Annotated in this window: 22 protein-coding genes; 11 read left to right on the top strand and 11 right to left on the bottom strand. The window is 55.3% G+C overall.

What is annotated here, in order from left to right:
- Positions 1–56: 56 nt before the first annotated feature.
- The gene (pepN, locus tag EKN83_RS03760; RefSeq protein WP_094918159.1) at positions 57–2,669 is read left to right on the top strand and encodes an aminopeptidase N; all 2,613 of its coding nucleotides are present in this window, start codon (positions 57–59) and stop codon (positions 2,667–2,669) included.
- A gap of 71 nt (positions 2,670–2,740) precedes the next feature.
- Here the strand turns inward: pepN and ssuB are convergent, their stop codons facing one another.
- Genes ssuB through ssuE form a run of 5 tightly spaced genes read right to left on the bottom strand, consistent with a single transcriptional unit; the run spans position 2,741 to position 6,981 of the window.
- Positions 2,741–3,511 (bottom strand): aliphatic sulfonates ABC transporter ATP-binding protein, encoded by a 771-nt coding sequence (gene ssuB / locus EKN83_RS03755; RefSeq protein WP_126800362.1) that lies wholly within the window; start codon positions 3,509–3,511, stop codon positions 2,741–2,743.
- Positions 3,508–4,299, bottom strand: a complete 792-nt coding sequence (ssuC, locus tag EKN83_RS03750) for an aliphatic sulfonate ABC transporter permease SsuC (protein ID WP_025755990.1) — start codon at positions 4,297–4,299, stop codon at positions 3,508–3,510. Before ssuC ends, ssuB begins: the two co-directional genes overlap by 4 nt.
- A gap of 9 nt (positions 4,300–4,308) precedes the next feature.
- The gene (gene ssuD, locus EKN83_RS03745; protein ID WP_047958169.1) at positions 4,309–5,454 is read right to left on the bottom strand and encodes an FMNH2-dependent alkanesulfonate monooxygenase; all 1,146 of its coding nucleotides are present in this window, start codon (positions 5,452–5,454) and stop codon (positions 4,309–4,311) included.
- Positions 5,451–6,413, bottom strand: a complete 963-nt coding sequence (locus EKN83_RS03740) for a sulfonate ABC transporter substrate-binding protein (RefSeq protein WP_025755988.1) — start codon at positions 6,411–6,413, stop codon at positions 5,451–5,453. The genes ssuD and EKN83_RS03740 overlap by 4 nt, the downstream gene beginning before the upstream one ends.
- Positions 6,406–6,981, bottom strand: a complete 576-nt coding sequence (gene ssuE, locus EKN83_RS03735; RefSeq protein ID WP_025755987.1) for an NADPH-dependent FMN reductase — start codon at positions 6,979–6,981, stop codon at positions 6,406–6,408. The genes EKN83_RS03740 and ssuE overlap by 8 nt, the downstream gene beginning before the upstream one ends.
- 249 nt (positions 6,982–7,230) lie before the next feature.
- Between ssuE and pyrD the strand changes: the two genes are divergently transcribed.
- Entirely contained in the window at positions 7,231–8,241 is a 1,011-nt protein-coding gene (gene pyrD / locus EKN83_RS03725) for a quinone-dependent dihydroorotate dehydrogenase (protein ID WP_045284708.1), read from the top strand.
- Positions 8,242–8,406: 165 nt separating this feature from the next.
- Positions 8,407–8,949 carry a cell division protein ZapC gene (gene zapC / locus EKN83_RS03720; protein ID WP_025755985.1) on the top strand — a complete coding sequence of 181 codons (543 nt, stop codon included), beginning with the start codon at positions 8,407–8,409 and terminating at the stop codon, positions 8,947–8,949.
- On the opposite strand, the gene EKN83_RS03715 is transcribed toward zapC, so the two are convergent.
- On the bottom strand, positions 8,946–10,055 hold the full coding sequence (locus tag EKN83_RS03715; RefSeq protein WP_126800361.1) for a YcbX family protein: 1,110 nt from the start codon (positions 10,053–10,055) through the stop codon (positions 8,946–8,948). The two genes, zapC and EKN83_RS03715, sit on opposite strands and share 4 nt — an antisense overlap.
- Before the next feature lie 98 nt (positions 10,056–10,153).
- Here EKN83_RS03715 and rlmKL point away from each other — a divergent pair, with 98 nt between their 5' ends.
- From rlmKL to rmf, 6 genes are all read left to right on the top strand, one after another.
- The gene (rlmKL, locus tag EKN83_RS03710; protein ID WP_126800360.1) at positions 10,154–12,262 is read left to right on the top strand and encodes a bifunctional 23S rRNA (guanine(2069)-N(7))-methyltransferase RlmK/23S rRNA (guanine(2445)-N(2))-methyltransferase RlmL; all 2,109 of its coding nucleotides are present in this window, start codon (positions 10,154–10,156) and stop codon (positions 12,260–12,262) included.
- A 12-nt stretch (positions 12,263–12,274) separates the two neighbouring features.
- Complete coding sequence (locus EKN83_RS03705) at positions 12,275–14,182, top strand: ABC transporter ATP-binding protein (RefSeq protein ID WP_126800359.1); 1,908 nt, start codon at positions 12,275–12,277, stop codon at positions 14,180–14,182.
- Positions 14,183–14,195: 13 nt separating this feature from the next.
- Positions 14,196–15,449, top strand: coding sequence for a membrane integrity-associated transporter subunit PqiA (gene pqiA, locus EKN83_RS03700; RefSeq protein WP_126800358.1), 1,254 nt, complete (start codon positions 14,196–14,198; stop codon positions 15,447–15,449).
- A gap of 4 nt (positions 15,450–15,453) precedes the next feature.
- Positions 15,454–17,094: an intermembrane transport protein PqiB gene (pqiB, locus tag EKN83_RS03695; protein WP_025755980.1), complete on the top strand. Its 1,641-nt coding sequence runs from the start codon at positions 15,454–15,456 to the stop codon at positions 17,092–17,094.
- Positions 17,091–17,657: a membrane integrity-associated transporter subunit PqiC gene (pqiC, locus tag EKN83_RS03690; protein ID WP_025755979.1), complete on the top strand. Its 567-nt coding sequence runs from the start codon at positions 17,091–17,093 to the stop codon at positions 17,655–17,657. Before pqiB ends, pqiC begins: the two co-directional genes overlap by 4 nt.
- Positions 17,658–17,913: 256 nt before the next feature.
- Complete coding sequence (rmf, locus tag EKN83_RS03685; RefSeq protein WP_013097261.1) at positions 17,914–18,081, top strand: ribosome modulation factor; 168 nt, start codon at positions 17,914–17,916, stop codon at positions 18,079–18,081.
- Positions 18,082–18,158: 77 nt separating this feature from the next.
- Here rmf and fabA read toward each other — a convergent pair whose 3' ends face one another.
- Both fabA and EKN83_RS03675 read right to left on the bottom strand, forming a co-directional pair.
- Complete coding sequence (fabA, locus tag EKN83_RS03680; protein ID WP_008499931.1) at positions 18,159–18,677, bottom strand: 3-hydroxyacyl-[acyl-carrier-protein] dehydratase FabA; 519 nt, start codon at positions 18,675–18,677, stop codon at positions 18,159–18,161.
- 68 nt (positions 18,678–18,745) lie between these two features.
- The gene (locus EKN83_RS03675; protein ID WP_126800357.1) at positions 18,746–20,506 is read right to left on the bottom strand and encodes a Lon protease family protein; all 1,761 of its coding nucleotides are present in this window, start codon (positions 20,504–20,506) and stop codon (positions 18,746–18,748) included.
- 186 nt (positions 20,507–20,692) lie between these two features.
- Between EKN83_RS03675 and matP the strand changes: the two genes are divergently transcribed.
- Positions 20,693–21,145, top strand: coding sequence for a macrodomain Ter protein MatP (matP, locus tag EKN83_RS03670; RefSeq protein ID WP_023332611.1), 453 nt, complete (start codon positions 20,693–20,695; stop codon positions 21,143–21,145).
- A gap of 62 nt (positions 21,146–21,207) precedes the next feature.
- On the opposite strand, the gene ompA is transcribed toward matP, so the two are convergent.
- Both ompA and sulA read right to left on the bottom strand, forming a co-directional pair.
- Entirely contained in the window at positions 21,208–22,263 is a 1,056-nt protein-coding gene (gene ompA / locus EKN83_RS03665) for a porin OmpA (protein WP_025755977.1), read from the bottom strand.
- A 354-nt stretch (positions 22,264–22,617) separates the two neighbouring features.
- Positions 22,618–23,127, bottom strand: coding sequence for an SOS-induced cell division inhibitor SulA (sulA, locus tag EKN83_RS03660; protein ID WP_025755976.1), 510 nt, complete (start codon positions 23,125–23,127; stop codon positions 22,618–22,620).
- 217 nt (positions 23,128–23,344) lie between these two features.
- Between sulA and EKN83_RS03655 the strand changes: the two genes are divergently transcribed.
- Positions 23,345–23,971, top strand: a complete 627-nt coding sequence (locus EKN83_RS03655; RefSeq protein WP_126800356.1) for a TfoX/Sxy family DNA transformation protein — start codon at positions 23,345–23,347, stop codon at positions 23,969–23,971.
- Here EKN83_RS03655 and yccS read toward each other — a convergent pair.
- Entirely contained in the window at positions 23,928–26,090 is a 2,163-nt protein-coding gene (gene yccS, locus EKN83_RS03650) for a YccS family putative transporter (RefSeq protein WP_126800355.1), read from the bottom strand. The genes EKN83_RS03655 and yccS overlap by 44 nt on opposite strands.
- Position 26,091 lies beyond the last annotated feature (1 nt).

Raw genomic sequence — 26,091 nt, 5'->3', positions numbered from 1 at the left:
TTACACAACAGGAATATATTGAAACGTTACTCGACAAACGATGCATAAGGTTTTCTATGACACAACAGCCACAAGCCAAATACCGCCACGACTACCGTGCGCCGGATTACCTGATTAGCGATATCGATCTGACTTTTGACCTGGATGCCACTAAAACCGTTGTGACGGCGGTGAGCCAGGTGACGCGCCACAGCGCAACGGCCGTGCCGCTGCGTCTGGACGGGGAAGACCTGACGCTGGTCTCCCTGCAGATTAATGATGAAGCGTGGTCTGACTATAAAGAAGAAAACAACCAGCTGGTCATCGACAACCTGCCTGAAAAGTTTACGCTGCGCATCGTGAATGAAATCAGCCCGGCCGCCAACACGGCGCTGGAAGGGCTTTATCAGTCTGGCGTGGCGTTGTGCACCCAGTGCGAAGCGGAAGGGTTCCGTCACATTACCTGGTATCTGGACCGCCCGGACGTCCTGGCGCGCTTCACCACCAAAATCATCGCCGATAAAAAGCTTTATCCCTTCCTGCTCTCCAACGGTAACCGCGTCGGTGAAGGCGAGCTGGAAAATGGCCGTCACTGGGTTCAGTGGCAGGATCCGTTCCCGAAACCGTGCTACCTGTTTGCGCTGGTAGCGGGAGATTTCGACGTGCTGCGCGACACCTTCAAAACACGGTCGGGTCGCGAGGTGGCGCTGGAGCTGTTTGTTGATCGCGGCAACCTGGACCGCGCCCCATGGGCGATGACCTCGCTCATCAACTCCATGAAGTGGGACGAAGAGCGCTTCGGCCTCGAATACGACCTCGACATCTATATGATCGTCGCCGTCGACTTCTTCAACATGGGCGCAATGGAGAACAAAGGCCTTAACGTCTTTAACTCCAAATATGTGCTGGCGCGCACCGATACCGCCACCGATAAAGATTATCTTGATATCGAGCGCGTCATCGGCCACGAGTATTTCCATAACTGGACCGGTAACCGCGTCACCTGCCGCGACTGGTTCCAGCTGAGCCTGAAAGAGGGCCTGACCGTCTTCCGTGACCAGGAGTTCAGCTCCGATCTGGGGTCTCGTGCGGTAAACCGCATCAACAACGTGCGCACTATGCGTGGCCTGCAGTTTGCGGAAGATGCCAGCCCAATGGCGCACCCGATCCGCCCGGATAAAGTCATTGAGATGAACAACTTCTACACCCTGACGGTGTATGAAAAAGGGGCGGAAATTATCCGTATGATCCACACCCTGCTGGGTGAGGAGAATTTCCAGAAAGGGATGCAGCTGTACTTTGAGCGTCATGACGGCAGTGCGGCCACCTGCGACGACTTTGTGCAGGCGATGGAAGATGCCTCCAATGTCGATCTCTCTCATTTCCGCCGCTGGTACAGCCAGGCCGGTACGCCAATTGTGACCGTCAAAGACGATTACAATCCGGAAACCGAGCAGTACACGCTGACCATCAGTCAGCGCACGCCGCCGACGGCAGAGCAGGAAGAGAAATATCCACTTCATATTCCGTTCAGTATTGAGCTGTACGACAACGAAGGCAAAGTCATCCCATTGCAGAAGGGCGGCCACCCGGTGCACCACGTGTTGAACGTGACCCAGGCCGAGCAGACCTTTATCTTCGATAACGTCTACTTCCAGCCGGTACCTGCGCTGCTGTGTGAATTCTCTGCGCCAGTGAAGCTGGAGTACAAGTGGAGCGATCAGCAACTGACGTTCCTGATGCGTCACGCGCGCAACGACTTCTCCCGCTGGGATGCGGCACAAAGCCTGCTGGCAACCTACATCAAGCTGAACGTGAACCGTTATCAGCAGGGCCAGCCGCTGACGCTGCCGGTTCATGTGGCTGACGCGTTCCGCGCCATCCTGCTGGACGAGAAGATTGATCCGGCACTGGCGGCTGAAATCCTGACTCTGCCGTCCGCGACGGAAATTGCGGAGCTGTTTGACATTATTGACCCGATCGCCATCGTGGCGGTGCGTGAAGCGCTGACCCGCACACTGGCGACCGAGTTGGCCGATGAGTTCCTGGCGGTCTACAACGCCAATAAGCTTGACGCGTATCGCGTGGAGCATGCGGATATCGGTAAACGTTCTCTGCGTAACACCTGCCTGCGCTATCTGGCGTTTGGTGAAACCGGGCTGGCGAACACCCTGGTGAGCAAGCAGTATCACGACGCGGATAACATGACCGACGCGCTGGCCGCGCTGGGGGCAAGCGTTGCAGCTGAACTGCCTTGCCGTGATGCGCTGATGCAGGAGTACGACGACAAATGGCATCAGGATGGTCTGGTGATGGACAAGTGGTTCATTCTGCAGGCGACCAGTCCGGCGGCCGATGCCCTCAGCACCGTTCGCAGCCTGCTGAAGCATCGCTCCTTTACCATGAGCAACCCCAACCGCGTGCGTTCCCTGATTGGCGCGTTTGCCAGCAGCAACCCGGCGGCGTTCCACGCCGAAGATGGCAGCGGTTATCAGTTTATGGTGGAAATGCTGACTGAGCTGAACAGCCGTAACCCGCAGGTGGCGTCACGTCTGATTGAGCCGCTGATCCGTCTGAAACGTTACGACGAGAAGCGTCAGGCGAAGATGCGTGCCGCGCTTGAGCAACTGAAAGGGCTGGAAAATCTGTCAGGCGATCTGTACGAGAAGATTGCTAAAGCGTTGGCCTGATGTAAAAGCCCGGTGGCGCTACGCTTACCGGGCCTACATAGGTTTCCTCCCTCTCCCCGTGGGAGAGGGCATCAGGCATTAGCTTTGATCAATGCGCGCTCATTCCCCCCCCGTTTCATCACCCGATCCAGCACTTCAGCTTCGAGCTCCGCCAGTCTTGCGGAACCGACGCGACGAGGGCGTGGAAGGTCTACCGTCAGATCCAGACCAATTTTCCCGTCTTCTATTAATAGCACCCGGTCGGCCATTGCGACGGCTTCGCTCACGTCATGCGTCACCAGCAGCACCGTAAAGCCGTGCGCCTGCCAGAGGGATGCAATCAAATCCTGCATGTCGATTCGCGTCAGGGCATCGAGCGCGCCCAGCGGTTCATCGAGCAACAGCAGGCCCGGACGGTGAATCAACGCCCGCGCCAGCGCCACACGCTGCTTCTGTCCACCCGACAGCGCCGCAGGCCATTCATTTGCACGATGTTCCAGCCCGACGGCGGCCAGCGCCTGGCGGGCTTCATCCCGCCAGTTGCCCTTAAGACCGAGCCCGACATTGTCGATAACCGTTTTCCACGGCAGCAGCCGCGCGTCCTGGAACATCATACGGGTATCGTCCTGAATATTGGCCAGCGGCGTCGTGCCCGCCAGAATGTCGCCGCCGTTGGGGGACTCCAGCCCCGCTAAAAGACGCAACAGTGTGCTCTTGCCGCCGCCGCTGCGGCCGACAACGGCCACAAATTGCCCGGCGGGAATGTGCAGATCCAGTCCGTTAAGAATGGTGTTTTCACCGTAGCGTTTGGTGACACCGCTGAGCAACAGCGGGGTACCCTGAGTCAGTCGGGCTGTATTCATGCTTTCGCCTCCGAAGTGGTATAGGCTGGATTCCAGCGTAGCCAGCTGCGTTCCAGCCACTGGGCGCTGACATCGGCGAGTTTGCCGAGCAGGGCGTAAAGGATGATGGCGACCACGACCACATCCGTTTGCAGGAATTCGCGGGCGTTCATCGCCAGATAGCCAATGCCGGAGTTGGCAGAGATGGTTTCCGCGACAATCAGCGTCAGCCACATCAGGCCGAGCGCAAAACGCACCCCGACCATAATGGAGGGCAGGGCGCCGGGCAGAATGACATGGGTAAAGAGCGCGAAACCTGATAAGCCGTAGCTGCGCGCCATCTCCACCAGACCGCGATCGATGTTGCGGATGCCGTGCCAGGTGTTGATGTAAATCGGGAACAGCGTGCCCAGCGCCACGAGGAAAATCTTGGCGCTCTCATCAATACCAAACCATAAAATCACCAGCGGGATCAGCGCCAGATGCGGCACGTTGCGCAGCATCTGAATGGACGTATCCAGCAGCCGCTCACCCCAGCGGGACAGACCGCTGATCAACCCCAGCACCAGGCCGATGCTGCCGCCGATGGAAAAACCAATCACCGCGCGCCAGGAGCTGATCGCCAGATGCTGCCACAGCTCGCCGCTGACGCTTAACGACCAGAACGCTTCGATAACGCCCTCCGGGGAGGGCAGAATGCGGCTCGACAGCCAGCCGGTGGACGACGCGAGCTGCCAGATAGCCACAATACCGACGGGTAAAAACCACGGCGCGGCGCGCAGCAACCATTTTTGTGAGGTGGCAGACATGGTTACTCCTTAGCTTTGCGCAACTTTTCGCGGGATAAATTCGTTGGCCACGGCTTCGCCCTGCAGCTGCAGCTGGCGGGGCTGGGGAATTTCCGGGATGGCCACATCCAGATGCGGGAACAGCAGTTCGCCCACCTTATACGCCTCTTCAAGGTGCGGATAGCCTGAGAGAATAAAGCTGTCGATCCCAAGCTCTGCGTATTCATTTATCCGCGCGGCCACGGTTGGACCGTCGCCGACCAGCGCCGTACCCGCACCGCCGCGCACCAGACCCACGCCTGCCCACAGGTTCGGGCTGATCTCCAGATTCTCGCGTTTGCCGTTGTGCAGGGATGCCATCCGGTGCTGTCCTACAGAGTCAGTTTTGGCAAACGCGGCCTGCGCTTTGGCGATGGTCTCATCATCCAGATGAGAAATCAGACGGTCGGCCGCCTGCCAGGCTTCTTCATTGGTCTCACGCACAATCACATGCAGACGAATACCGAAGCGCACCTTGCGGCCATGGGCGGCCGCTTTGGCGCGGACCTGGTCAATTTTTTCTTTTACCAGCTCAGGCGGTTCGCCCCAGGTGAGATACAGATCAACCTGCTCTGCCGCCAGGTCCTGCGCCACATCTGACGAACCACCAAAATAGAGGGGAGGGCGCGGCTGCTGCACCGGCGGGAAGTAAAGCTTCGCGTCGCGAACGTGAATATGCTTGCCTTCGAAGGTCACGGTCTCACCCTCCAGCAGACGTCGCCAGACGCGGGTGAACTCGGCAGAGGCCTCATAGCGCTCGGTGTGGTCGAGGAACACGCCATCACCCGCCAGCTCCTGGGGATCGCTACCCGTCACCAGGTTAAACAGGGCGCGACCGTTGGACAGTCTGTCGAGGGTTGCCGCCTGACGCGCCGCCACGGTGGGGGAGACGACGCTCGGGCGCAACGCAACCAGGAACTTCAGCCGCTGAGTCACCGGGATCATCGAGGCGGCGACCAGCCAGGCATCTTCACAGGATCGTCCGGTTGGGATCAGTACCCCGGTGAAACCGATGCGATCCGCCGCCTGCGCTATCTGCTGCAGATAGCCGTGGTCAACCGGGCGTGAACCCTCTTCTGTACCAAGATAGTGTCCATCACCGTGGGTGGGTAAAAACCAGAAAAGATTCAGACTCATGATTTTGTTCCTTCTTTGCCTGCGGGTTGCCAGATACGTTCACGAATATCCACCTGCTTAGGAACCAGGTGATTTTGATAGAAGAGGTCAGCGGTTTGCTGCTGAAGTGCGGCAACGTGTGCATCTACGGGGGAGATGGTGGTCGGTGGACGGTGGCTGAGGTAGCTCGCGATCACCGGTTCAGGTAAGCCCATGGTTTTTGCCAGCAGGGCAATACTCTCCTGACGCTGGCTTTGAGTCAGGGCATCGGCCTGGGTAAAGGTATCCAGTACGTTCTGAATAAATGCGCCGTTTTTTTCCGCATATGGTTTTGCGGCAAGGTAGAACGAGCCGGTCTGTTTCAGGGTGGTACCGTCTTTCAGTACCCGCACGCCGCCCTGCAGCAGTGCGGCGGAGTAGTATGGATCCCAGATGGCCCAGGCATCCACATTCCCTTGCTGGAAGGCGGCGCGCGCATCAGCCGGGGTCAGATAGACGGGCTGAATATCGGTGAACTTCAGCCCGGCTTCCTGCAGGGCACGCAGCAGCAGATTATGCGAGCTGGAACCTTTCTGGAACGCAACTTTATGTCCTTTAAGATCGGCGACGCTTTTGATGTCGCTCTTTTCCGGTACCAGAATCACTTCGGCCTTCGGTTTGGGCGGCTCAACGCCCACATAGACGAGGTCCGCTCCGGCGGCCTGGGCGAATATTGGCGGAATATCGCCTGTACTGCCCAGATCAATACTGCCGACATTCAGGGCTTCCAGCATCTGAGGTCCAGCGGGAAACTCAACCCAGGAGAATTTGGTGTCCGGGAAGCGTTTTTCCAGAAGCTGGTGGCTTTTGGCCAGCACCATACTCACGCTGCCTTTCTGGTAACCGATGCGTAAGCTCTCAGGGGCGTTATCTGCGGCATGGGCCAGCGACGTCAGTGCCATCAGACCTGCCAGTCCGACGCGGGATAAGATTTTAAACATGAGCGACTCCTTGAGGCTGACCAAACGCCGGGGCCTGAATATCCCTGCGATGCAGGGCATGCCAGAAGGTTTCCAGAGCGTTATCGAGGCGGGTTTGCAGATTAGGCGTAAAGTGTGGTTTGTGCTGATAGTCAATGACCTGGGAGTCATCCGCAAAGACGCCGTGGAGGATCTCCTGCGCTTTCAGCGCGTTCAGGACCGGCTTCAGGGCGTAATCCACCGCCAGTAAATGGGCGACTGTGCCGCCTGTGGCCAGCGGTAACACCACCTTGCCATCCAGTGCGCGTTCAGGAAGCAAATCAAGCAAGGTTTTCAGTGCGCCGGAAAAAGAGGCTTTATAAATCGGCGTGGCGACGATTAAGCCGTCCGCGTCTTTAAGTTGTTCTGTCAGGGTTTTGAGCGCGGGGCTGTCAAAACGGGCGTAAAGCAGATCCTCAGGTTCGAAGTTATGCAGGTTCCAGTGGCACACTTCCACATCCAGGGCATTGAGCTTTTCACGGGCATATTCCAGCAGGGCGCTGGAGCGCGAAGGGAATCGTGGACTTCCGGCCAGAGTAATGACGCGCATACTTCCTCCTTATAACCAATTGTTTGCTTTTATCTAACATTCATAACAATTTTCAGGAGTGTGACATCGCGCGGTTATTCCACTAAATGATTTATCTGCAATTAAAATGCGAAAAAGAGCATAAGAAATCCCCGGGCAGGTAAACGATTGCGTTTTACGCGGCTTTTTTTGCCACAGGTCAATTCCCTTTCGCGCCGGGATCGCCCATAATCCCCTCCCGGTTTGCACACCGGGAATCCAGGAGAGTTCATGTACTACCCCTTCGTTCGTAAAGCCCTTTTCCAGCTCGATCCTGAGCGCGCTCATGAATTTACATTCCAGCAATTACGTCGTATTACCGGAACGCCGCTGGCGGCGCTGGTGCGCCAGAACGTGCCGGAAAAACCTGTGCAGTGCATGGGACTGACTTTTAAAAACCCGCTGGGTCTGGCGGCAGGTCTGGATAAAAATGGCGAGTGCATTGATGCCCTGGGCGCGATGGGCTTTGGCTCCATCGAAATTGGTACCGTCACCCCGCGTCCGCAGCCGGGAAATGACAAGCCGCGCCTGTTCCGCCTGGTCGAAGCCGAAGGGTTGATCAACCGCATGGGCTTTAACAACCACGGTGTGGATCACCTGGTGGAGAACGTAAAAAAAGCCCATTTTGATGGGGTATTAGGCATCAATATCGGCAAAAATAAAGATACGCCAGTCGAGCAGGGTAAAGATGACTACCTGATTTGTATGGAAAAAGTCTACGCCTATGCCGGTTATATCGCGGTGAATATTTCTTCACCCAATACTCCGGGCCTGCGATCCTTACAATATGGTGAAGCGCTGGACGATCTTCTGAGCGCCATTAAAAATAAACAAAATGCCCTGCAGGCGATCCACCATAAATATGTTCCGGTGGCGGTTAAGATCGCCCCGGATCTTTCTGCGGAAGAATTGATCCAGGTTGCTGACAGTTTAGTTCGCCATAATATTGATGGCGTGATTGCGACCAATACCACCCTCGATCGCTCCCTCGTACAGGGAATGAAAAACTGTGATGAAGCGGGTGGGTTAAGCGGTCGTCCGGTACAATTAAAAAGCACCGAAATTATTCGTGCCCTGTCTGCGGAATTAAAAGGACGCCTGCCGATTATTGGCGTCGGTGGCATTGACTCCGTGATAGCTGCGCGCGAGAAGATGGCGGCAGGTGCCTCACTGGTGCAAATCTATTCCGGCTTTATTTTTAAAGGGCCGCCGCTGATTAAAGAAATCGTTACTCATATCTAATCTTTTCTCCTAATCAGACAACCAGGGCTTTATTTCCAGCCCTGGTTGTTTTATATTCCGTCACTGTTGCTTATTTAGACATTATGGTCTTTTATTAATGGTGTTATAAACGAAGCGGCAATCAGGACATTTTTAGTACAGGACGTTTGGGTACGGGAGAGAAACATGCGAATTAAACCTGACGATAACTGGCGCTGGTATTTTTGCGACGAGCACGATCGAATGATGCTCGATTTAGCCAATGGCATGTTGTTTCGTTCTCGTTTCGCCCGCCGAATGTTAACCCCGGATGCGTTTTCCCCGTCTGGCTTTTGCGTGGATGACGCTGCGCTTTATTTCTCCTTTGAGGAGAAATGTCGCGATCTGGTTCTCTCTAAAGAGCAGCGTGCCGAACTGGTATTAAATGCGCTGGTCGCGATCCGTTTCCTGAAACCACAGATGCCGAAAAGCTGGCACTTTCTTGCGCACAACATGAACTGGACCCCGGCAACGGGTGACGCGGCCTGCGTCAATCTGAGCGATACGGCAGAAGAGGTCAGTTTGCTGGTGGTTGAGCCTGGCGAAAATGCCGCGCTCTGTCTGCTGGCCCAGCCCGGCGTGACCATTGCCGGGCGGACGATGCAGCTTGGGGACGCCATAAAAGTGATGAACGACAGGCTGAAACCGCAGTTGCGTATGGACTCGTTCAGCCTCGAGCAGGCGGTTTAAACTTCCAGCTGTACCGACGTTTTTGGGATACAGCTGCAGCACAGAATGGTCCCGTCTTCGGCAATCGCTGATTTTTTCAGCGCACTGACCTCGCCCTCCACCAGTTTGATTCGACAGCAGCCACAGATCCCCGCGCGGCAGGAATAGGGTATGCGGATCCCCGCTTGTTCCAGTTGCTCAAGTAAAACCTGCTGATTGTTCCCCCGAATGACGTTGCCCTGCCAGTGAATATCCACCGCCGAGCTGACTGGCGTCTCAATATCGACAGACTCTTCTTCCTGGCCTGCGCCGTAAACGCGTGCGGGTCCCCGGGCAAGAATTTCTACCTCATCACCGACACGGATCGCGCCGCTGGAGCGCGGGATAAGGTTCTGGCCAAAATCGACATCACCGTTATCCTGCGCGGTACGGAAGGACTGCAGGGTTTTCAGCGGCTCGCCGGAAGGGTGCTTCTGGCCTTTCTCCGGACTCACCGTCGTGAAAATGCAGCGGCTGCAGGGCTTCACCACGTCGAAAATAACGCTGCCAATGCGGATCACTTTCCAGGTGTCTTCTTCCCAGGCGTCTGCTCCCGTCACCACCAGGTTCGGACGGAACTGCTCCATCTGAACGCTGGCTTTGCAGCGGCGTTGTAAATCACGCAGCGAGGCTTCATTGGTCAGCAGGAACGGGAAACCATCGGCGAAGGAGAGCGGAACCGCGTCGTGACGCTTCACGCGACGCGTCAGTTCCGGCCCAACCCAGCGAAGCTGCACGTCGCGGGAGAAAAAGCCGCTCAGCCAGCGGTTAATCTCTTCCGGGGCAATGCGCGCGGTAAAATGATTGCCCCACACTTCCGTTGGCGCATCGACAGGCGCAAAATCAGCAAAGCGGATCACCTGACTTTCACCATCCGGTGCGGTCAGGTGCAAACCGTCATGAAGCGGGGAAGGGGTAAAGCGAACCATCTGCGGGAACTGGCGTGCGGTAATGAATGTCCCGTCCGGCTCGGTGACCATGAAGATACGATCGAAGGCAAATCCGCTCATGTCGGCCAGGGCGTGAGAAACGCCGATGCCGCGCATGGATTTCACCGGATGAATAAAAAGCCTGGATAAGGTCGCCACTGCACAGTCCCTCGAATGAAAATAAGCCTTCAACTTTATGACATACACGCCATATTAGCTATAATGCGCGACAATTTTCTTAGAGTAAAAGTGACGATATGAATTCTCTGTTTGCCAGTACGGCCCGTGGGCTGGAAGAGCTGTTAAAAACTGAACTGGAAGCCCTGGGCGCGCAAGAGTGCCAGGTAGTTCAGGGTGGTGTCCATTTTGAGGGCGACACACGGCTTATTTACCAGAGCCTGATGTGGAGCCGTCTGGCATCGCGCATCATGCTGCCGATGAAGGAGTGTAAGGTTTACAGTGACCTTGACCTCTATACCGGCGTTCAGATGATCGACTGGACAGAGATCTTCACTCCAGATGCCACCTTCGCGGTGCATTTCAACGGCGTGAACGACGAGATCCGCAACAGCCAGTACGGTGCCTTGCGCGTCAAAGACGCCATTGTGGACTGCTTTACGCGTAAAAATAAGGAACGACCAAACGTCGATCGTGAAAACCCGGATCTGCGCATTAACGTCTGGCTCAATGGCGACACAGCAAGTATCTCTCTCGATCTGAGCGGGGCGGGCTTACATCTGCGTGGCTACCGCGATCGCACCGGTATGGCACCGATCAAAGAAACCCTGGCCGCCGCCATCGTGATGCGCTCCGGCTGGCAGCCAGGCACGCCATTGCTCGACCCGATGTGCGGCTCCGGTACGCTGCTGATTGAAGCGGCTATGCTGGCCACCGACCGCGCGCCGGGACTGCACCGCGGCCAGTGGGGCTTCAAAGGCTGGGCGCAGCACGATGAAGCTATCTGGAAAGAGGTGAAAGCGGACGCTCAGGCCCGGGCACGTAAAGGCCTGGCGGAGTACACCTCCCACTTCTACGGTTCGGACAGCGATCCGCGCGTGATTGAACGTGCGCGCAGCAACGCCCGTCGTGCGGGTATCGGCGAGCTGATCACCTTCGAGGTGAAAGATGTCGCCAACCTGACCAACCCGCTGCCGAAAGGGCCTTACGGTACGGTTATCAGCAACCCGCCATACGGTGAGCGTCTCGACAGCGAACCGGCGCTGATTGCCCTGCACAGCCTGCTCGGCCGCAACATGAAAGATTACTTTGGCGGCTGGAATCTCTCCCTCTTTAGCGCCTCGCCGGAATTGCTGAGCTGCCTGCAGCTGCGCGCCGATCGCCAGTTTAAGGCGAAGAATGGCCCGCTGGATTGCGTGCAGAAAAACTACCATCTGGCGGAAAAGGCGACTGACAGCAAACCGTCGGGCGTGGCGGAAGATTACGCCAACCGTCTGCGTAAGAACCTGAAGAAATTTGAAAAATGGGCGAAGCAGGAAGGCATTGAATGCTATCGCCTGTATGACGCCGATCTGCCGGAGTACAACGTGGCGGTTGACCGCTACGCGGACTGGGTGGTGATTCAGGAATATGCGCCACCAAAAACCATTGATGCGCAAAAAGCGCGTCAGCGCATGCTGGACGTGATTGCGGCAACTATCGCCGTGCTGGGGATTGCGCCAAACAAACTGGTGCTAAAAACCCGTGAACGCCAGAAAGGGAAAAACCAGTATCAGAAGATGGGCGAGAAGGGCGACTTTATCGAAGTGGGCGAATACAACGCCCGTCTGTGGGTTAACCTGACCGACTACCTCGATACCGGCCTGTTCCTTGACCACCGTATCGCCCGCCGTATGCTGGGCCAGATGAGCAAGGGTAAAGATTTCCTCAACCTGTTCTCCTACACCGGCAGCGCCAGCGTGCATGCGGGACTGGGCGGCGCGCGCAGCACCACTACGGTCGATATGTCCCGCACCTATCTGGAGTGGGCGGAGCGCAACCTGCGCCTGAACGGCTTAACCGGACGTCAGCATCGTCTGATGCAGGCCGACGTGCTGGGCTGGCTGCGTGATACCGATGAGCAGTTCGACCTGATCTTTATCGATCCGCCGACCTTCTCGAACTCCAAGCGTATGGAAGATAGCTTTGATGTACAACGCGATCACCTGCGCCTGATGACCGACCTGAAACGCCTGCTGCGTAAAGGCGGCACGATTATGTTCTCGAACAACAAACGCGGCTTCCGTATGGATCATGACGGCTTAGCAGCCCTGGGACTGAAAGCACAAGAAATCAGCCAAAAAACGCTGTCTCAGGACTTTGCCCGTAACCGTCAAATCCATAACTGCTGGTTGATTACCGCGGTCTGAAAGGAAAAATAAATGTCTTTAATTAGTATGCACGGCGCGTGGCTCTCCTTCAGCGACGCACCGCTTCTCGATAATGCCGAACTGCACATCGAAGATAACGAGCGCGTCTGTCTGGTGGGCCGTAATGGCGCGGGTAAATCCACGCTGATGAAAATCCTCAACCGTGAACAGGGCCTGGATGACGGGCGGATTGTTTACGAACAGGATCTGATTGTCTCCCGTCTGCAGCAGGATCCACCGCGCCACGTGACCGGCAGCGTGTACGATTTCGTGGCGGAAGGCATCTCTGAGCAGGCTGAATACCTGAAGCGCTATCATGAGATTTCGCATCTGGTGATGACCGACCCGAGCGACAAGAATCTCAACGAGCTGGCGAAAGTGCAGGAGATGCTCGATCACCACGACCTGTGGCAGCTTGAAAACCGCATTAATGAGGTGCTGGCGCAGCTTGGTCTCGAAGCGGATATGGAGCTGTCCGCGCTCTCCGGTGGCTGGCTGCGTAAAGCGGCCCTGGGTCGCGCGCTGGTCAGCGGGCCGAAGGTGCTGCTGCTGGACGAACCCACCAACCACCTGGATATCGAAGCGATTGACTGGCTGGAAGGGTTCCTGAAAACCTTCAGCGGCACCATCATCTTCATCTCTCACGACCGTTCGTTTATTCGCAATATGGCGACGCGTATTGTCGATCTCGACCGCGGTAAGCTGGTGACTTATCCAGGCGATTACGATACCTATCTGCTGGAGAAAGAAGAAAACCTGCGCGTGGAAGAGCTGCAGAATGCCGAGTTTGACCGCAAACTGGCGCAGGAAGAGGTGTGGATCCGCCAGGGGATTAAAGCCCGACGTACCCGTAACGAAGGCCGCGTGCGTGCCCTGAAGGCCATGCGCCGTGAACGTAGCGAACGCCGTGAAGTGATGGGCAGCGCCAAAATGCAGGTGGAAGAGGCCTCCCGTTCCGGCAAGATTGTCTTCGAAATGGAAAACGTGAACTATCAGGTTGACGGTAAAGTCCTGGTGAAAGAGTTCTCGGCTCAGGTCCAGCGCGGCGACAAAATCGCCCTGATTGGCCCGAACGGCTGCGGTAAAACCACGCTGTTGAAACTGATGCTCGGACAGCTTCAGGCCGACAGCGGGCGCATTCACTGCGGTACGAAACTCGAAGTGGCCTACTTCGATCAGCACCGCGCGGAGCTGGATCCGGACAAAACGGTGATGGATAACCTCGCCGAAGGGAAGCAGGAGGTGATGGTGAACGGCAAGCCGCGCCATGTGCTGGGCTACCTGCAGGACTTCCTGTTCCATCCGAAACGTGCGATGACGCCGGTACGTGCCCTGTCAGGCGGTGAGCGAAATCGTCTTCTGCTGGCACGTCTGTTCCTGAAGCCAAGCAACCTGCTGATCCTCGATGAACCGACCAACGATCTGGATGTCGAAACGCTGGAACTGCTGGAAGAACTGATTGATGGCTATCAGGGAACCGTGATGCTCGTCAGCCACGATCGTCAGTTTGTTGATAACACCGTGACCGAGTGCTGGATTTTCGAAGGTGAAGGTCGAATTGGACAATATGTCGGCGGCTATCACGACGCAAAAGGGCAGCAGTCGCAGTCTCTGGCGCAGAAACAGGCAAAGTCCAAAATAAGTTCTGAACCTGCTGTAACAAAAGCAGAAACTGTCAAGAAAACCTCGGCTAAACTAAGCTATAACCTGCAGCGCGAACTGGAGGGGCTACCGCAGCGTCTTGAAGAGCTGGAGGCCGCGCTTGAGGATCTGCAAAAACAGGTTGCTGATGCGTCATTCTTTACCCAATCGCATGACTATACTCAGAAAGTATTGGCTGAACTCTCCGCGGCTGAAAAAGCCCTGGAAGACGCCTTTGAGCGCTGGGAGTACCTTGAGTCTCTGAAAAACGGCGCATAAACAGGGATAACATATGTGTGACCAGCACCATGCCGACAGGCATATATTATGCTCGCAATGCGATATGCTCGTGGCGTTGCCAGAGCTTGGTCACGGACATAAAGCCCTGTGTCCACGTTGCGGGACGACGTTGACAACCGAGTGGGACGCGCCGCGGCAGCGTCCCACCGCTTACGCACTGGCGGCACTGTTCATGCTGCTGCTCTCCAATCTCTTCCCGTTCATCTATATGAAGGTGGGGGGGATGACCAGCCAGGTGGATTTGCTTGAAATTCCGGGCGTGATGTTCTCAGAAGATTACGCCAGCCTCGGCACCTTTTTTCTGCTCTTCGTTCAGATAGTCCCGGCTTTTTGTCTGGTCGTTATCCTGATGCTGGTAAACCGCGTCAGGATGCCGCCATCACTGAAAATCAAACTCGCGCGTATCCTTTTTCAGCTCAAAAGCTGGGGGATGGCCGAGATCTTCCTGGCGGGCATTCTGGTCAGTTTCGTGAAGCTGATGGCGTACGGTGACGTGGGGATCGGCAGCAGTTTTATTCCCTGGTGTTTGTACTGCGTCCTGCAGCTGCGCGCCTTCCAGTGCGTCGACAGGCGCTGGGTGTGGGACGATATCGCGCCGGCACCGACGCTTGCGCAGACGGTGAAAGTTGGCGTACCGGGTATTCGGCAGGGGCTGCGTTCGTGCCCGTGCTGTACCGCTGTGCTGCCCGCCGATCTTGACATTTGTCCGCGCTGTGAAACGAAAGGTCATGTACGCCGTAAAAATAGCCTGCAGTGGACGATGGCGCTGTTGGTGACCTCCATCATGCTCTATCTGCCGGCCAATATTCTGCCGATCATGATCACTGATTTGCTCGGGGATAAAATGCCCTCGACGATCCTCGCCGGGGTCATACTGCTGTGGGGGGAGGGTTCCTACCCGGTCGCCGGCGTTATCTTTATCGCCAGTATTATGGTGCCAACGTTAAAAATGATCGCCATCGCCTGGCTCTGCTGGGATGCGAAAGGCCACGGAAAACGCGACAGTGAACGCATGCATCTGATTTATGAAGTGGTCGAGTTTGTCGGACGCTGGTCAATGATTGACGTGTTTGTGATTGCCGTTCTCTCTGCGCTGGTGCGGATGGGCGGTCTGATGAGTATTTATCCCGCGATGGGGGCTTTAATGTTTGCGCTGGTTGTGATTATGACCATGTTTGCGGCCATGACCTTCGACCCTCGTTTATCGTGGGATCGTGAGCCTGAATCAAGCCATGAGGAAGAGTAAGAGCATGGAAAATAAGAGTGGAGAGGCGAAAGTGCAGAAGGTCAAAAACTGGTCACCGGTGTGGATTTTTCCCATCGTGACTGCGCTGATCGGTGCCTGGATCCTGTTTTATCATTACAGTCATCAGGGACCGGAAGTGACGCTGATAACCACCAATGCCGAGGGGATTGAGGGCGGTAAAACGACCATCAAAAGCCGTAGCGTGGATGTGGGGGTGGTTGAAAGCGCAACCCTGACCGACGATTTAACCCATGTGGAGATTAAGGCACGCCTTAATGCCGGCATGGAAAAACTGCTGCATGGCGATTCCGTGTTCTGGGTCGTTAAACCGCAGGTGGGACGTGAAGGGATCAGCGGCTTAGGGACGCTGCTGTCGGGGGCCTATATTGAGCTGCAGCCCGGCGCTAAGGGTAACCAGCCAGCCAAATACCAGCTTCTGGATTCACCACCGCTTGCGCCGCCTGATGCCAAGGGTATCCGCGTGATCCTCGACAGCAAGAAAGCAGGCCAGCTCACGGCGGGCGACCCGGTACTGTTCCGTGGCTATCGCGTCGGGTCGGTTGAGAAAAGCACCTTTGATCCGCAGAAAAGAGCGATCAGCTATCAGCTCTTCATCAATGCGCCAAACGATCGACTGGTCACCAGCAATGTCCGTTTCTGGAAAGACAGCGGGATCGCGGTGGATCTGACGTCGGCAGGCATGCGCGTTGAAATGGGCTCGCTGACCACGCTGTTTGGCGGAGGTGTAAGCTTTGACGTTCCGGAAGGCCTTGATCTGGGGCAGCCGGTTACAGAGAACACCGCCTTCCGACTCTTTGACGATCAAAAAAGTATTCAGGATGCGCTCTATACCGATCACGTTGACTTCCTGATGTTCTTTAAAGATTCCGTCCGCGGCCTTCAGCCGGGGGCGCCTGTTGAGTTCCGCGGCATTCGTCTCGGTACGGTGGGGCAAGTTCCGTTCTTCGTCCCGGGTCTTCAGCAGGTATTGGATGATGATTACCGCATCCCGGTGCTGATCCGCATTGAACCGGAACGACTGCTTAACCAGATTGGCGAAAATCAGGATATTGCTACCCATATCACCCAGCTGATGGAACGCGGTCTGCGTGGATCGCTGAAAACCGGTAACCTGGTGACCGGTGCGCTGTATGTGGATATGGACTTCTATCCAAAAGCGCCGCCGATTACCGGTATCCGTGAATTTGGTGGCTACAAAATTATCCCAACGGTGAGCAGCGGTCTGGCTCAGATCCAGCAGCGTCTGATGGAAACCCTGGATAAGATTAACAATCTGCCACTGAATCCGATGATTGAAGCGGCGACCGGTTCGTTACACCAGAGCCAGGAGACAATGCAACGTCTGCAGACCACGCTGGATAATATCAACAAGATCACCGCCAGCCAGAGTATGCAGCAGCTGCCGCAGGACATGCAGAAAACGCTGCGTGAGCTGAACCGCAGTATGCAGGGCTTCCAGCCTGGCTCTGCGGCCTATAACAAGATGGTGGCAGATATGCAGCGTCTTGATCAGGTCTTGCGTGAACTGCAGCCCGTTCTGAAAACGCTCAACGAGAAGAGCAACGCGCTGGTGTTCGAAGCGAAAGATAAAAAGGATCCTGAGCCGAAGAGGGCAAAAGAATGAATAAGTGGCTAGTGATGGTGAGTGCTCTGCTGTTAACGGCATGCAGTTCAGGCGTAGATAACAAAAGCTACTATCAGCTTCCTGTGGCGACCCAGAGTGGCGGGCAAAGCACGGCCAGTCTGGGAAGCCGCCAGCTGTGGGTTGAGCAGGTTAACGTGCCGGATTACCTCGCCGGAAACGGCGTGGTTTATCAGACCAGCGACGTTAAATACGTGATTGCGACGAACAATCTCTGGGCCAGCCCGCTGGATCAGCAGCTGCGCAACACGCTAGTGGCCAATCTGGGCAGCCAGCTTCCGGGTTGGGTTGTCGCATCGCAGCCGCTGGGTAACGATCAGGATACGCTGAATGTTACGGTAACGGGCTTCCATGGCCGTTATGACGGTGCGGTGGTGATCAGCGGGGAGTGGTTGCTGAATCATCAGGGGCAACTGATCAAGCGTCCTTTCCATCTGGAGCTGAAACAGCAGAAAGATGGTTATGACGAAATGGTGAAAGTCCTGGCTCAGGGTTGGGCACAGGAGTCGGCCAGTATCGCCAGGGAAATATCCCGGCTGCCATAAGTAAAATTCATCATCAAAAACCGCAACCGGCCCGTCGCTGATTGCGGTTTTTTTTTCGTTTTCACTTCAGTTTGTTACTTGTGCCGTATCACATTTTTTGTACAAATGATCTTCTGGCTAGCTCACAAATATGACACCCGTATGAATTTTGAACATTGACGCTGCGACTAATTCGGGGTATTCGTTATCTGTGCCTGTACATAGAGTGCAGACACTGTTTTCTTTCCACCAGACAAAAGAATGAGGGAAACGAGGCATGAAGAGACAGAAACGAGATCGCCTGGAACGGGCTCATCAACGTGGTTATCAGGCCGGCATCGCTGGACGTTCTAAAGAAATGTGTCCTTATCAGACGATAAATCAAAGGTCACAATGGCTTGGAGGCTGGCGAGAAGCCATCGGCGACAGGGCACTCATAGCCTGATAACGTCTCTTTAAAAAAAAGAAACCTCCGCAATGCGGAGGTTTCGCCTTTCTGGTCTGGCGTTGCGAAACGCACTATCAGAACGCGGAGGTGTCCTGGAACAGACCCACTTTCAGGTCGCTCGCGCTGTAGATCAGACGACCGTCTACCAGCACTTCGCCATCTGCCAGGCCCATAATCAGGCGGCGGTTCACGATGCGCTTGAAGTGAATACGATAGGTCACTTTCTTCGCGGTAGGCAGCACCTGACCTGTGAATTTCACTTCGCCCACGCCCAGCGCGCGGCCTTTACCTTCGCCGCCCAGCCAGCCCAGATAGAAGCCAACCAGCTGCCACATAGCATCCAGGCCCAGACAGCCAGGCATTACCGGATCGCCAATAAAGTGGCAACCGAAGAACCACAGGTCCGGATTGATATCGAGTTCTGCTTCTACGTAACCCTTATCGAAGTTGCCGCCGGTTTCGGTCATTTTCACGACACGGTCCATCATCAGCATGTTCGGGGCCGGTAACTGCGGGCCTTTTGCGCCAAACAGTTCACCGCGACCAGAGGCAAGAAGATCTTCTTTTGTATAGGATTCGCGTTTATCTACCATGTTCTCAGTAAGCCTTATTTTAGTGAAGGACGCAGGATAGCTAACACGTGTACGCTGAACAAGTCCGATCAGTTCGAACTAAACCAGCTTAACCAGCGTAACGGCCATGGATAACGATGACGAGCATCCTGTTGTGTCGCCTGAGCAATTCGCTCCTGGATGGTCTGCATCAGGGTTGTTTGCCCTTCGCCATCCCAAACCAGGTTTGTCAGTAAGGGTAGTGCATCCTCAATCCCTTCGATGGCCCAGAGCGTGAATTGCCCTTGTTCAACCGCATCCAGAATATCCTGACTGAGGCTTAAATGGCGTGCGTTAGGCGCAGGAATAATCACACCCTGTTTACCGTTTAAACCACGCTGCTGGCAGATGGAAAAGAAGCCTTCGATTTTTTCATTGAGGCCTCCTACGGGCTGAGCACGACCAAATTGATCCACCGAACCGGTGATTGCGATGTTCTGATTGATCGGCACGTCCGCCAGGGCGCTGATTAAGGCACACAGCTCTGCCATAGAGGCACTATCGCCATCCACTTCGCTGTAGGACTGCTCAAACGTCAGCGAGGCGGAGAAGGGGATCTGCTGCTCAAGCTGCAGCTCCGACATTAAAAACGCCTGCATGATCATCATGCCTTTCGCATGAATGTTCCCGCCCAGTTCGGCTTTGCGTTCGATATCAGTGAATTCACCATCACCAATATGCACCACGCAGCTGATACGGGAAGGCTCACCAAACGCGCGTGGGTGGCCAGGGTACTCAATCACCGACAGGGCGTTAATCTGCCCGACGCGTTCGCCTTCGGTCTCCACCAGAATTTGTTCCAGCAGGATTTCATCCTGCATACGGTCAGCAAGGTAGCCTTCTCGCCACTCGCGCTGCGCCAGCATCTGGGCGAGCTGTTCTCCGGTGAACGTACCGTTACCGCTGATAACACCCACTTCACGCAGCTGTTTACTGATCCACAGCGGGCAGAGTGGCAGGGTTTCCTGATCGCCGGTATAGCGCACCGCTTCGCGCATTAAGCCCGGCCACGCGTCGGCCGCAGGCGTTGGCAACGCAAAACGTTCCGCCACCGTCAGCACCCACTGACACCACTGGGTCATATCATCGGCATCGGCAATCTGGATGTTATCTTCGTATTCACTATACACCGCCTGCTCAGCCAGCTCCGGCTCCATTTCCTGGAAATCCGCCAGCGATTCACGGTCGCCCGTCAACACGACGGTCAACGACAGCGGCATAGACGGCACAGCGACCGGCAGGGGACGAGACTCATCGTAGCCAACCCAGTCGAAGCGCTGCTGGTTTACGATGGTTTTCAGACGCATCCACAACAGCGGCTGCGAGAGCAGGGTACGCAATGAGATGATGAGGACACCGCCATTTGCGCGATGCACCAGCCCTGGCTGCAGGGACAGCTCACCGTTAAACTGGCGCAGACAACCAAAGAGTTGTTCAGCCTCGACCCAGTTAGCGGTAATCACCTCGCCCTTAGCGGCAAAACGGTCATCAGCCTGGGTTGAGGGTTCGAAAGTGACATCATGTCCCGCGATACGATATTGGCCGCCAAAGACTGCGTTCGATTCCGGCTGCAACTGGCGCACAGCATCCCCAATCAGCGTCAGGTATTCCGCTTCTTCCGGGGCTTTGAGCAACATGAAGGGCGCTGTTGCCCATGGGCTCAACACCTGCTCCAGCGCATAGTGCAAACGTGGCTGCGTATCGCTAAGGATGAATTCGTGTTCTTTTGCGAGATCTGGCTGTGCAAACACGTCCTGATAGCTTTCGCTATCCGGAACAAGGTCACGCCATGCAAGTTTCGTAATGGTCAAAGTTGATGTTTTTTAGTCAGATGTAAAAGGGGGGAGTATACCGTAAGCGGGGGGCTCTACCCAAGCAGGATTGGGGATTTCGAATGCGGGACGGGCTGCATTCCATCACAGGATATGATTTCTTTTCAGCAGATTGCTAAAAAACTGATATTCTGAACAGAGTTACGTGGTAACACTGAGATCGCAATGAAATATCAACAACTGGAAAATCTCGAAAGCGGCTGGAAATGGAAGTACCTGGTCAAAAAGCACCGTGAAGGGGAGCTGATCACCTGCTATATCGAAGCCAGCGCGGCGCAAGAAGCCGTGGATATTTTGCTGACCCTCGAAAATGAACCGGTACAGGTCAACGGCTGGATTGAAAAACACATTAATCCTGCGCTGTTAAACCGGATGAAGCAAACTATCCGCGCGCGACGAAAACGGCATTTTAATGCTGAGCATCAACACACGCGCAAAAAATCAATCGATCTGGAGTTTGTTGTCTGGCAACGCCTGGCAGGGCTGGCGCAGCGCCGGGGCAAAACGCTGTCGGAAACCATCGTGCAGCTGATTGAGGATGCCGAACATAAAGAGAAGTACGCCAACCAGATGTCGTCACTGAAGAATGATCTTCAGGCTCTGTTGGGCAAAAAGTAGATTTTACTTTCTTCGGACAATAAAAAACCCCGCATTGCGGGGTTTTTTTATAAGACGATAACTTATGCCGCTGGCTGAGTTACAACGTCTTTGATGCCTTTAACTTCGATCTCAACGCGACGATCTGGAGCCAGGCAGTCGATCAGTGCAGCGCGAGCTTTCACGTTGTCACAGGTGTTGCCAGTAACTGGGTTAGCTTCGCCCATACCACGTGGGGAGATCTTGTTAGCTGGGATACCTTTAGAGATCAGGTAATCAACAACAGACTGAGCACGTTTCTCAGACAGTTTCTGGTTGTAAGCGTCAGAACCGATACGGTCGGTGAAGCCCAGAACCACTACAGAACCGTCTTTAGGATCCAGGTTGCTCAGCTGGGTGTACAGCTGATCCAGTGCCTGCTGACCTTCTGGTTTCAGGGTAGCTTTGTTGAAGTTGAACAGAACGTCAGACTTCAGAGTGAAGTGCTTGGTCTGTACTTCTGGAGCTGGAGCCGGCGCTGGAGCAACAACTGGTGCTGCTTCTTCCTGCTGGCCGAAACGGTAGGAAACACCTACGCTCAGCATGCCGTTGTCTGGACGAACACCAACGGTGTTGCCGTCGCCGATGTTGTTAACCCACTGGTATTCCAGACGGGTAGCGATGTCACGGGTCATAGCCCACTCAACGCCACCAGCGAATACTGGGGAAACACCGGTGTCATGGTCGTCGCCAGCGTTGCTGTTGCTGGAGTCAGCGCGCCATACCATGCCGCCCAGACGGGTGTATACGTCCAGATCGTCGGTTACTGGGTAACCCAGTTTAGCGGTCAGCTGAACGCCCTGTGCTTTGAAAGCGCCATTGGTGTTGTCGCCTTTGTATGGCATACGACCTAACCAGTCGTAACCCATTTCAAAACCAACATACGGGTTAACCTGATAGCCACCGAACGCACCTGCACCAAGCTGGCTCTCGTGAGTCGGGCCATCATTGTTGTTTGCGCTGTTGTACCAGCCGGTGTCGTGGAACTGAGACCAGCCCAGTTTACCACCTGCATACCAGGTATTATCTTTCGGAGCGGCCTGCGCTACGGTAGCGAAGCCAGCCAGTGCCACTGCAATCGCGATAGCTGTCTTTTTCATTTTTTGCGCCTCGTTATCATCCAAAATTCGCCATGAAAGTCTCAAGAGAGAATCACGGTTAAATCCTTCACCGGGGGGCGTGGTCAAATATAAATCTACCGATATCTTCGGCTTAGGCCGAGCACCCCTGGCGATGTAAAGTCTACAACGTAGCTGAAAACTTACAAGTGTGAAGTCCGTCAGGCATATGAAAAAAAAAGTTCCGTATACCTAATATTTAACATTTTCTGAACGAATTTTGTGCAATAAAATTAAGGAGAACCGCACCAGACAAGCCTTGCCGCAGTTTTGAGGTGGGGAACTAAAATCCCATCTCGCTGTCAAAAAAAATTCCAGGAATAATCTTAATTTCACTCAATGATACAAATTTGAGTGAATTTTTAGCCCAGAAAGTTGTCCTCTGCGGTAAGAATCCGAACGAACCGGACGCATAATAAACCCGATCGCGTTCCCCTCTTCAGCCGCTTCCGTCAGACGGAAATGTTCCTCTTCCGTCAGTTCTTCTGGCAACCAGCCAATCACCACGCTGTAATTTCCAGTGCGTAACGCACGGATCATCGACTCAACGGTATCGCAAGGCGAGAGTTGATTAATCTGCATGACTTTTGTCAGCGGGAGGCCCGCGGACTGAACCCACTCACGGCTCAGCTTTTGCTGAGGCGTGAGCCAGAGCTGCCAGCGCGATTGCTGGCCGAGCTGTTGCAATAACGGCAACAACAGAAGTTGCGTCAACAGGGGCTGGTCTTCACGATATACCACTTCACTGATAAGCCCCGTGGACACACGCTCGACGGAATTCTGCGCGACATTGCCTGCGGTAGAAGAGAGAGAGGTTGAGCGATTTGCATAGCCTGAAGTGTACATATTCATTCCAGCCCTGTAGTTACTGTATGGATATACAGTAACCCCTGTATGCATAAAGATCAACCTCATTTTCGGAAAGCGACTCGCAAAATTCATTCAATCTTGATGCCCCTCGAAAAATCATCTTGCTCAACGGCGACAAGTTGCCTATTTTCCTGCTAACGGATCCGTTAGTAAGAAAAGTCGTGGTTAGCATATGATTTTCAAGGGAAATATCATGAAAAAGATATCTTATGAACGGATTTATCAATCCCAGGAATACCTCTCTCCGCTGGGCGAAATCCATCATCGTGCGCTGTTTGGCGGTTACACCCTGGCGGTGGATGATGCGGTCTTTGCCATGGTGTCAGACGGCGAACTTTATCTTCGTGCGTGTGAGGAAAGTGCAAAATACTGTGTAAAAAATGCCGCCTCGTTTTTAACGCTGATGAAGCGAGGTCGTCCGGTACTGCTCAACTATTATCGTGTTGACGACGGCTTATGGCAGGACAGAGAGCGGCTGCTTCAGCTCTCCTCGTTTGCCCTCAGTGCCGCAAGAAAAGAGCGCAACCTGCGGCATCAACGAAACCGACTTAAGGATCTGCCGAACCTGACTTTTCAGCTTGAAGTCCTGCTGTTTGAAGCCGGTATCACCAATGAAGAGACACTCCGGGCGCTGGGCGCCAGAGCCAGCTGGCTGAAGATGCGGGCGAAAAATAAAGCGCTGAGTATAAAAGTGCTCTTCGCGCTGGAAGGGGCGATTGAGGGGCTGCATGAGGCGGCGCTCCCGGCAGGTATTCGCCGGGAGCTGACGGAGTGGTTTAATGCGCTACCTGAGGCACAGGATAATCACTCCTCCAGGTAGCGATTTGCTGCTGCAGACGGCAAATTTCAGGCAGCAAAGCGATGAGCAGGCCGATTTGCTGAAGAACCAGCGGCGCTTTGCTGTCGTTACCCGGATCAAGATGCGCAATGCGCTGAGCCAGTTCATCCAGTGCCTGTTGCACCCGCGGTTCATCCGCCGGTCGGTGATGAAGTGCGTCATCGACGTAGCATACGGCGTCGTCCAGCAGGTTGAGAATACCCGGGTTGGTGAGCTTCTCGCGGTGGGCACCGAGCGTCGAAATGTAGCTGGTAAAGGTATGGTTCAGGCACAGCAGACGAAAGGCTGTTTCACGAATTTCTGCGGTGGCGCGAGGCTCCGTTGACATGTTCGAAACAACAGAAGCCAGCTCAGCATCGCTGTTGTGTGCATCGCGGCGTGCTATCCGGTAGGCCAGGCGGTTATCGCGACCCTGGTGGTACTGCTCCAGAATGGCGTCAAGGTACCGACAGTTGGCGTTCAACGCCCGCTCAACCACGCGCGGCAAATTACGAAAACGCCAGTCCGGCCAGATAAAGCTGACTGCCGCCCAGGCGATGGCGCAGCCTATCAGGGTATCGATCACCCTGGGCAGGGCGACTTCAAACCCTTCACCCAGCAGGTTAAAGCAGAGCAGCACCAGCAGCGTAATAAACATGGTGGCATGCGCGTACTGCACGTTGCGAAACGCGAAGAACAACACGCCGGTGATCACGATCAGAATCAGCTGACCTTCAATGGACGGCACGAAATAGAGTACCGGCAGGCCAATCGCGACGCCCACCAGCGTACCGATAATACGCAGCGCCAGCCGGTGCCGGGTGGCGTTATAGTTGGGCTGACAGACAAACAGACTGGTCAGCAGGATCCAGTAACCGTGATGTAACCCGGTGATCTGGATAAGCGCATAACCTACGCACAGCACCAGGGACATCCTCACCGCGTGGCGAAAGAGCGCCGACTCGGGCGTAAAGTTGCGGCTCAGCCGTAGCCACATATCGCTCACGCTGTGCACGCTGTCATCCGCGAGCTGGTTATCGACCTCACTGCCCGGCTGTGCCATCGCCTGTTCGGACTCAATGGTCGCCAGCTGAGCATCAATCGCCCGCAGGTTGTTCAGCAGGAAACCCAGGGCTTTGATGTGTTCCGGTGAGGTTCCGCTGGCCTGAACGCGGTCGAGCGCCGCATCCAGGTGGCTGAATACGCGTTCAAAGCGTGGGTCATGCTGATAGGGCGTGCGCAGCAGAATAGAGCGCGAGAGTTGCTGACACGCCTGGGACTGCATGGAGAGCAGGCGCTGGAAGCGGAACATTACGTCGCTGTAGCGGAACTTCTCGCGCAGGGCGGCATACTGAACGTGCGAGGAGCTGGCGCGCTCATGAATATCCTGGGCGGCAAAATAGTAGTGTAAGGTTCGTCGCGTTCCGCGCTGGCCGCGATCCCCGCGCAGACGGGTCAGCAGCGAGGCTTTGGTCTGGTTAAGGGTGGCGACCAGTTGACCGTTTGCCAGCGCCAGATCGTAGAGCGGCGCCTGGCTTTCTTCTTCGATATCGGGGTCAAAAAGCCGGGATTTCAGTTCCAGATAGTGGGCTAACTGCTCGAAGCTGCGGGCAAGGTTATCCTGCAGGGGGCGAACCGGGAAGATCAGATGACCGGTTAACGTCAGCAGGTTATACCAGATGGCGCCGAGCAACAGCAGGACAGGCTGTTGATACCACTGATCGTAAAGCGACACGCCCAGCATGGTGTAGATGGCGATCAGCAATGCGCCAAACGCGATGGTGGCATAGCGCTGCCCAAGGCCGCCCAGCAAAATAAACCCGCTGGTGGAGAGCGTAAGACCCAGGGCAAACAGCCAGGGCCACGGGAAAAGCAGCTCAACGGATGCGGAAGCAATAAAAAAGCAGATCAGCGTAATGACCAGGTTACGTAAACGCCCGGCCAGACGATCGTCCAGGTCCGCCAGCGCCCCGGCCACCACGCCCAGCGTGAGCGGGATGGTGAGTTTGACATCATTCAGCCACCAGGGCAGGGCAACCGTGCCGCAAAGGGCGATAAAAATCCTGACGTTATAGAGCCAGGTACTGTTCCAGGTATAACGGCGAAGCAGTGGGCTTAGCATA

The organism is Enterobacter sp. WCHEn090032, assembly GCF_003986875.1.
Lineage (GTDB): Bacteria > Pseudomonadota > Gammaproteobacteria > Enterobacterales > Enterobacteriaceae > Enterobacter > Enterobacter sichuanensis.
The sequence above is the reverse complement of the archived record's forward strand: the minus strand, read 5'-3'. Positions and strand labels throughout refer to the sequence as shown.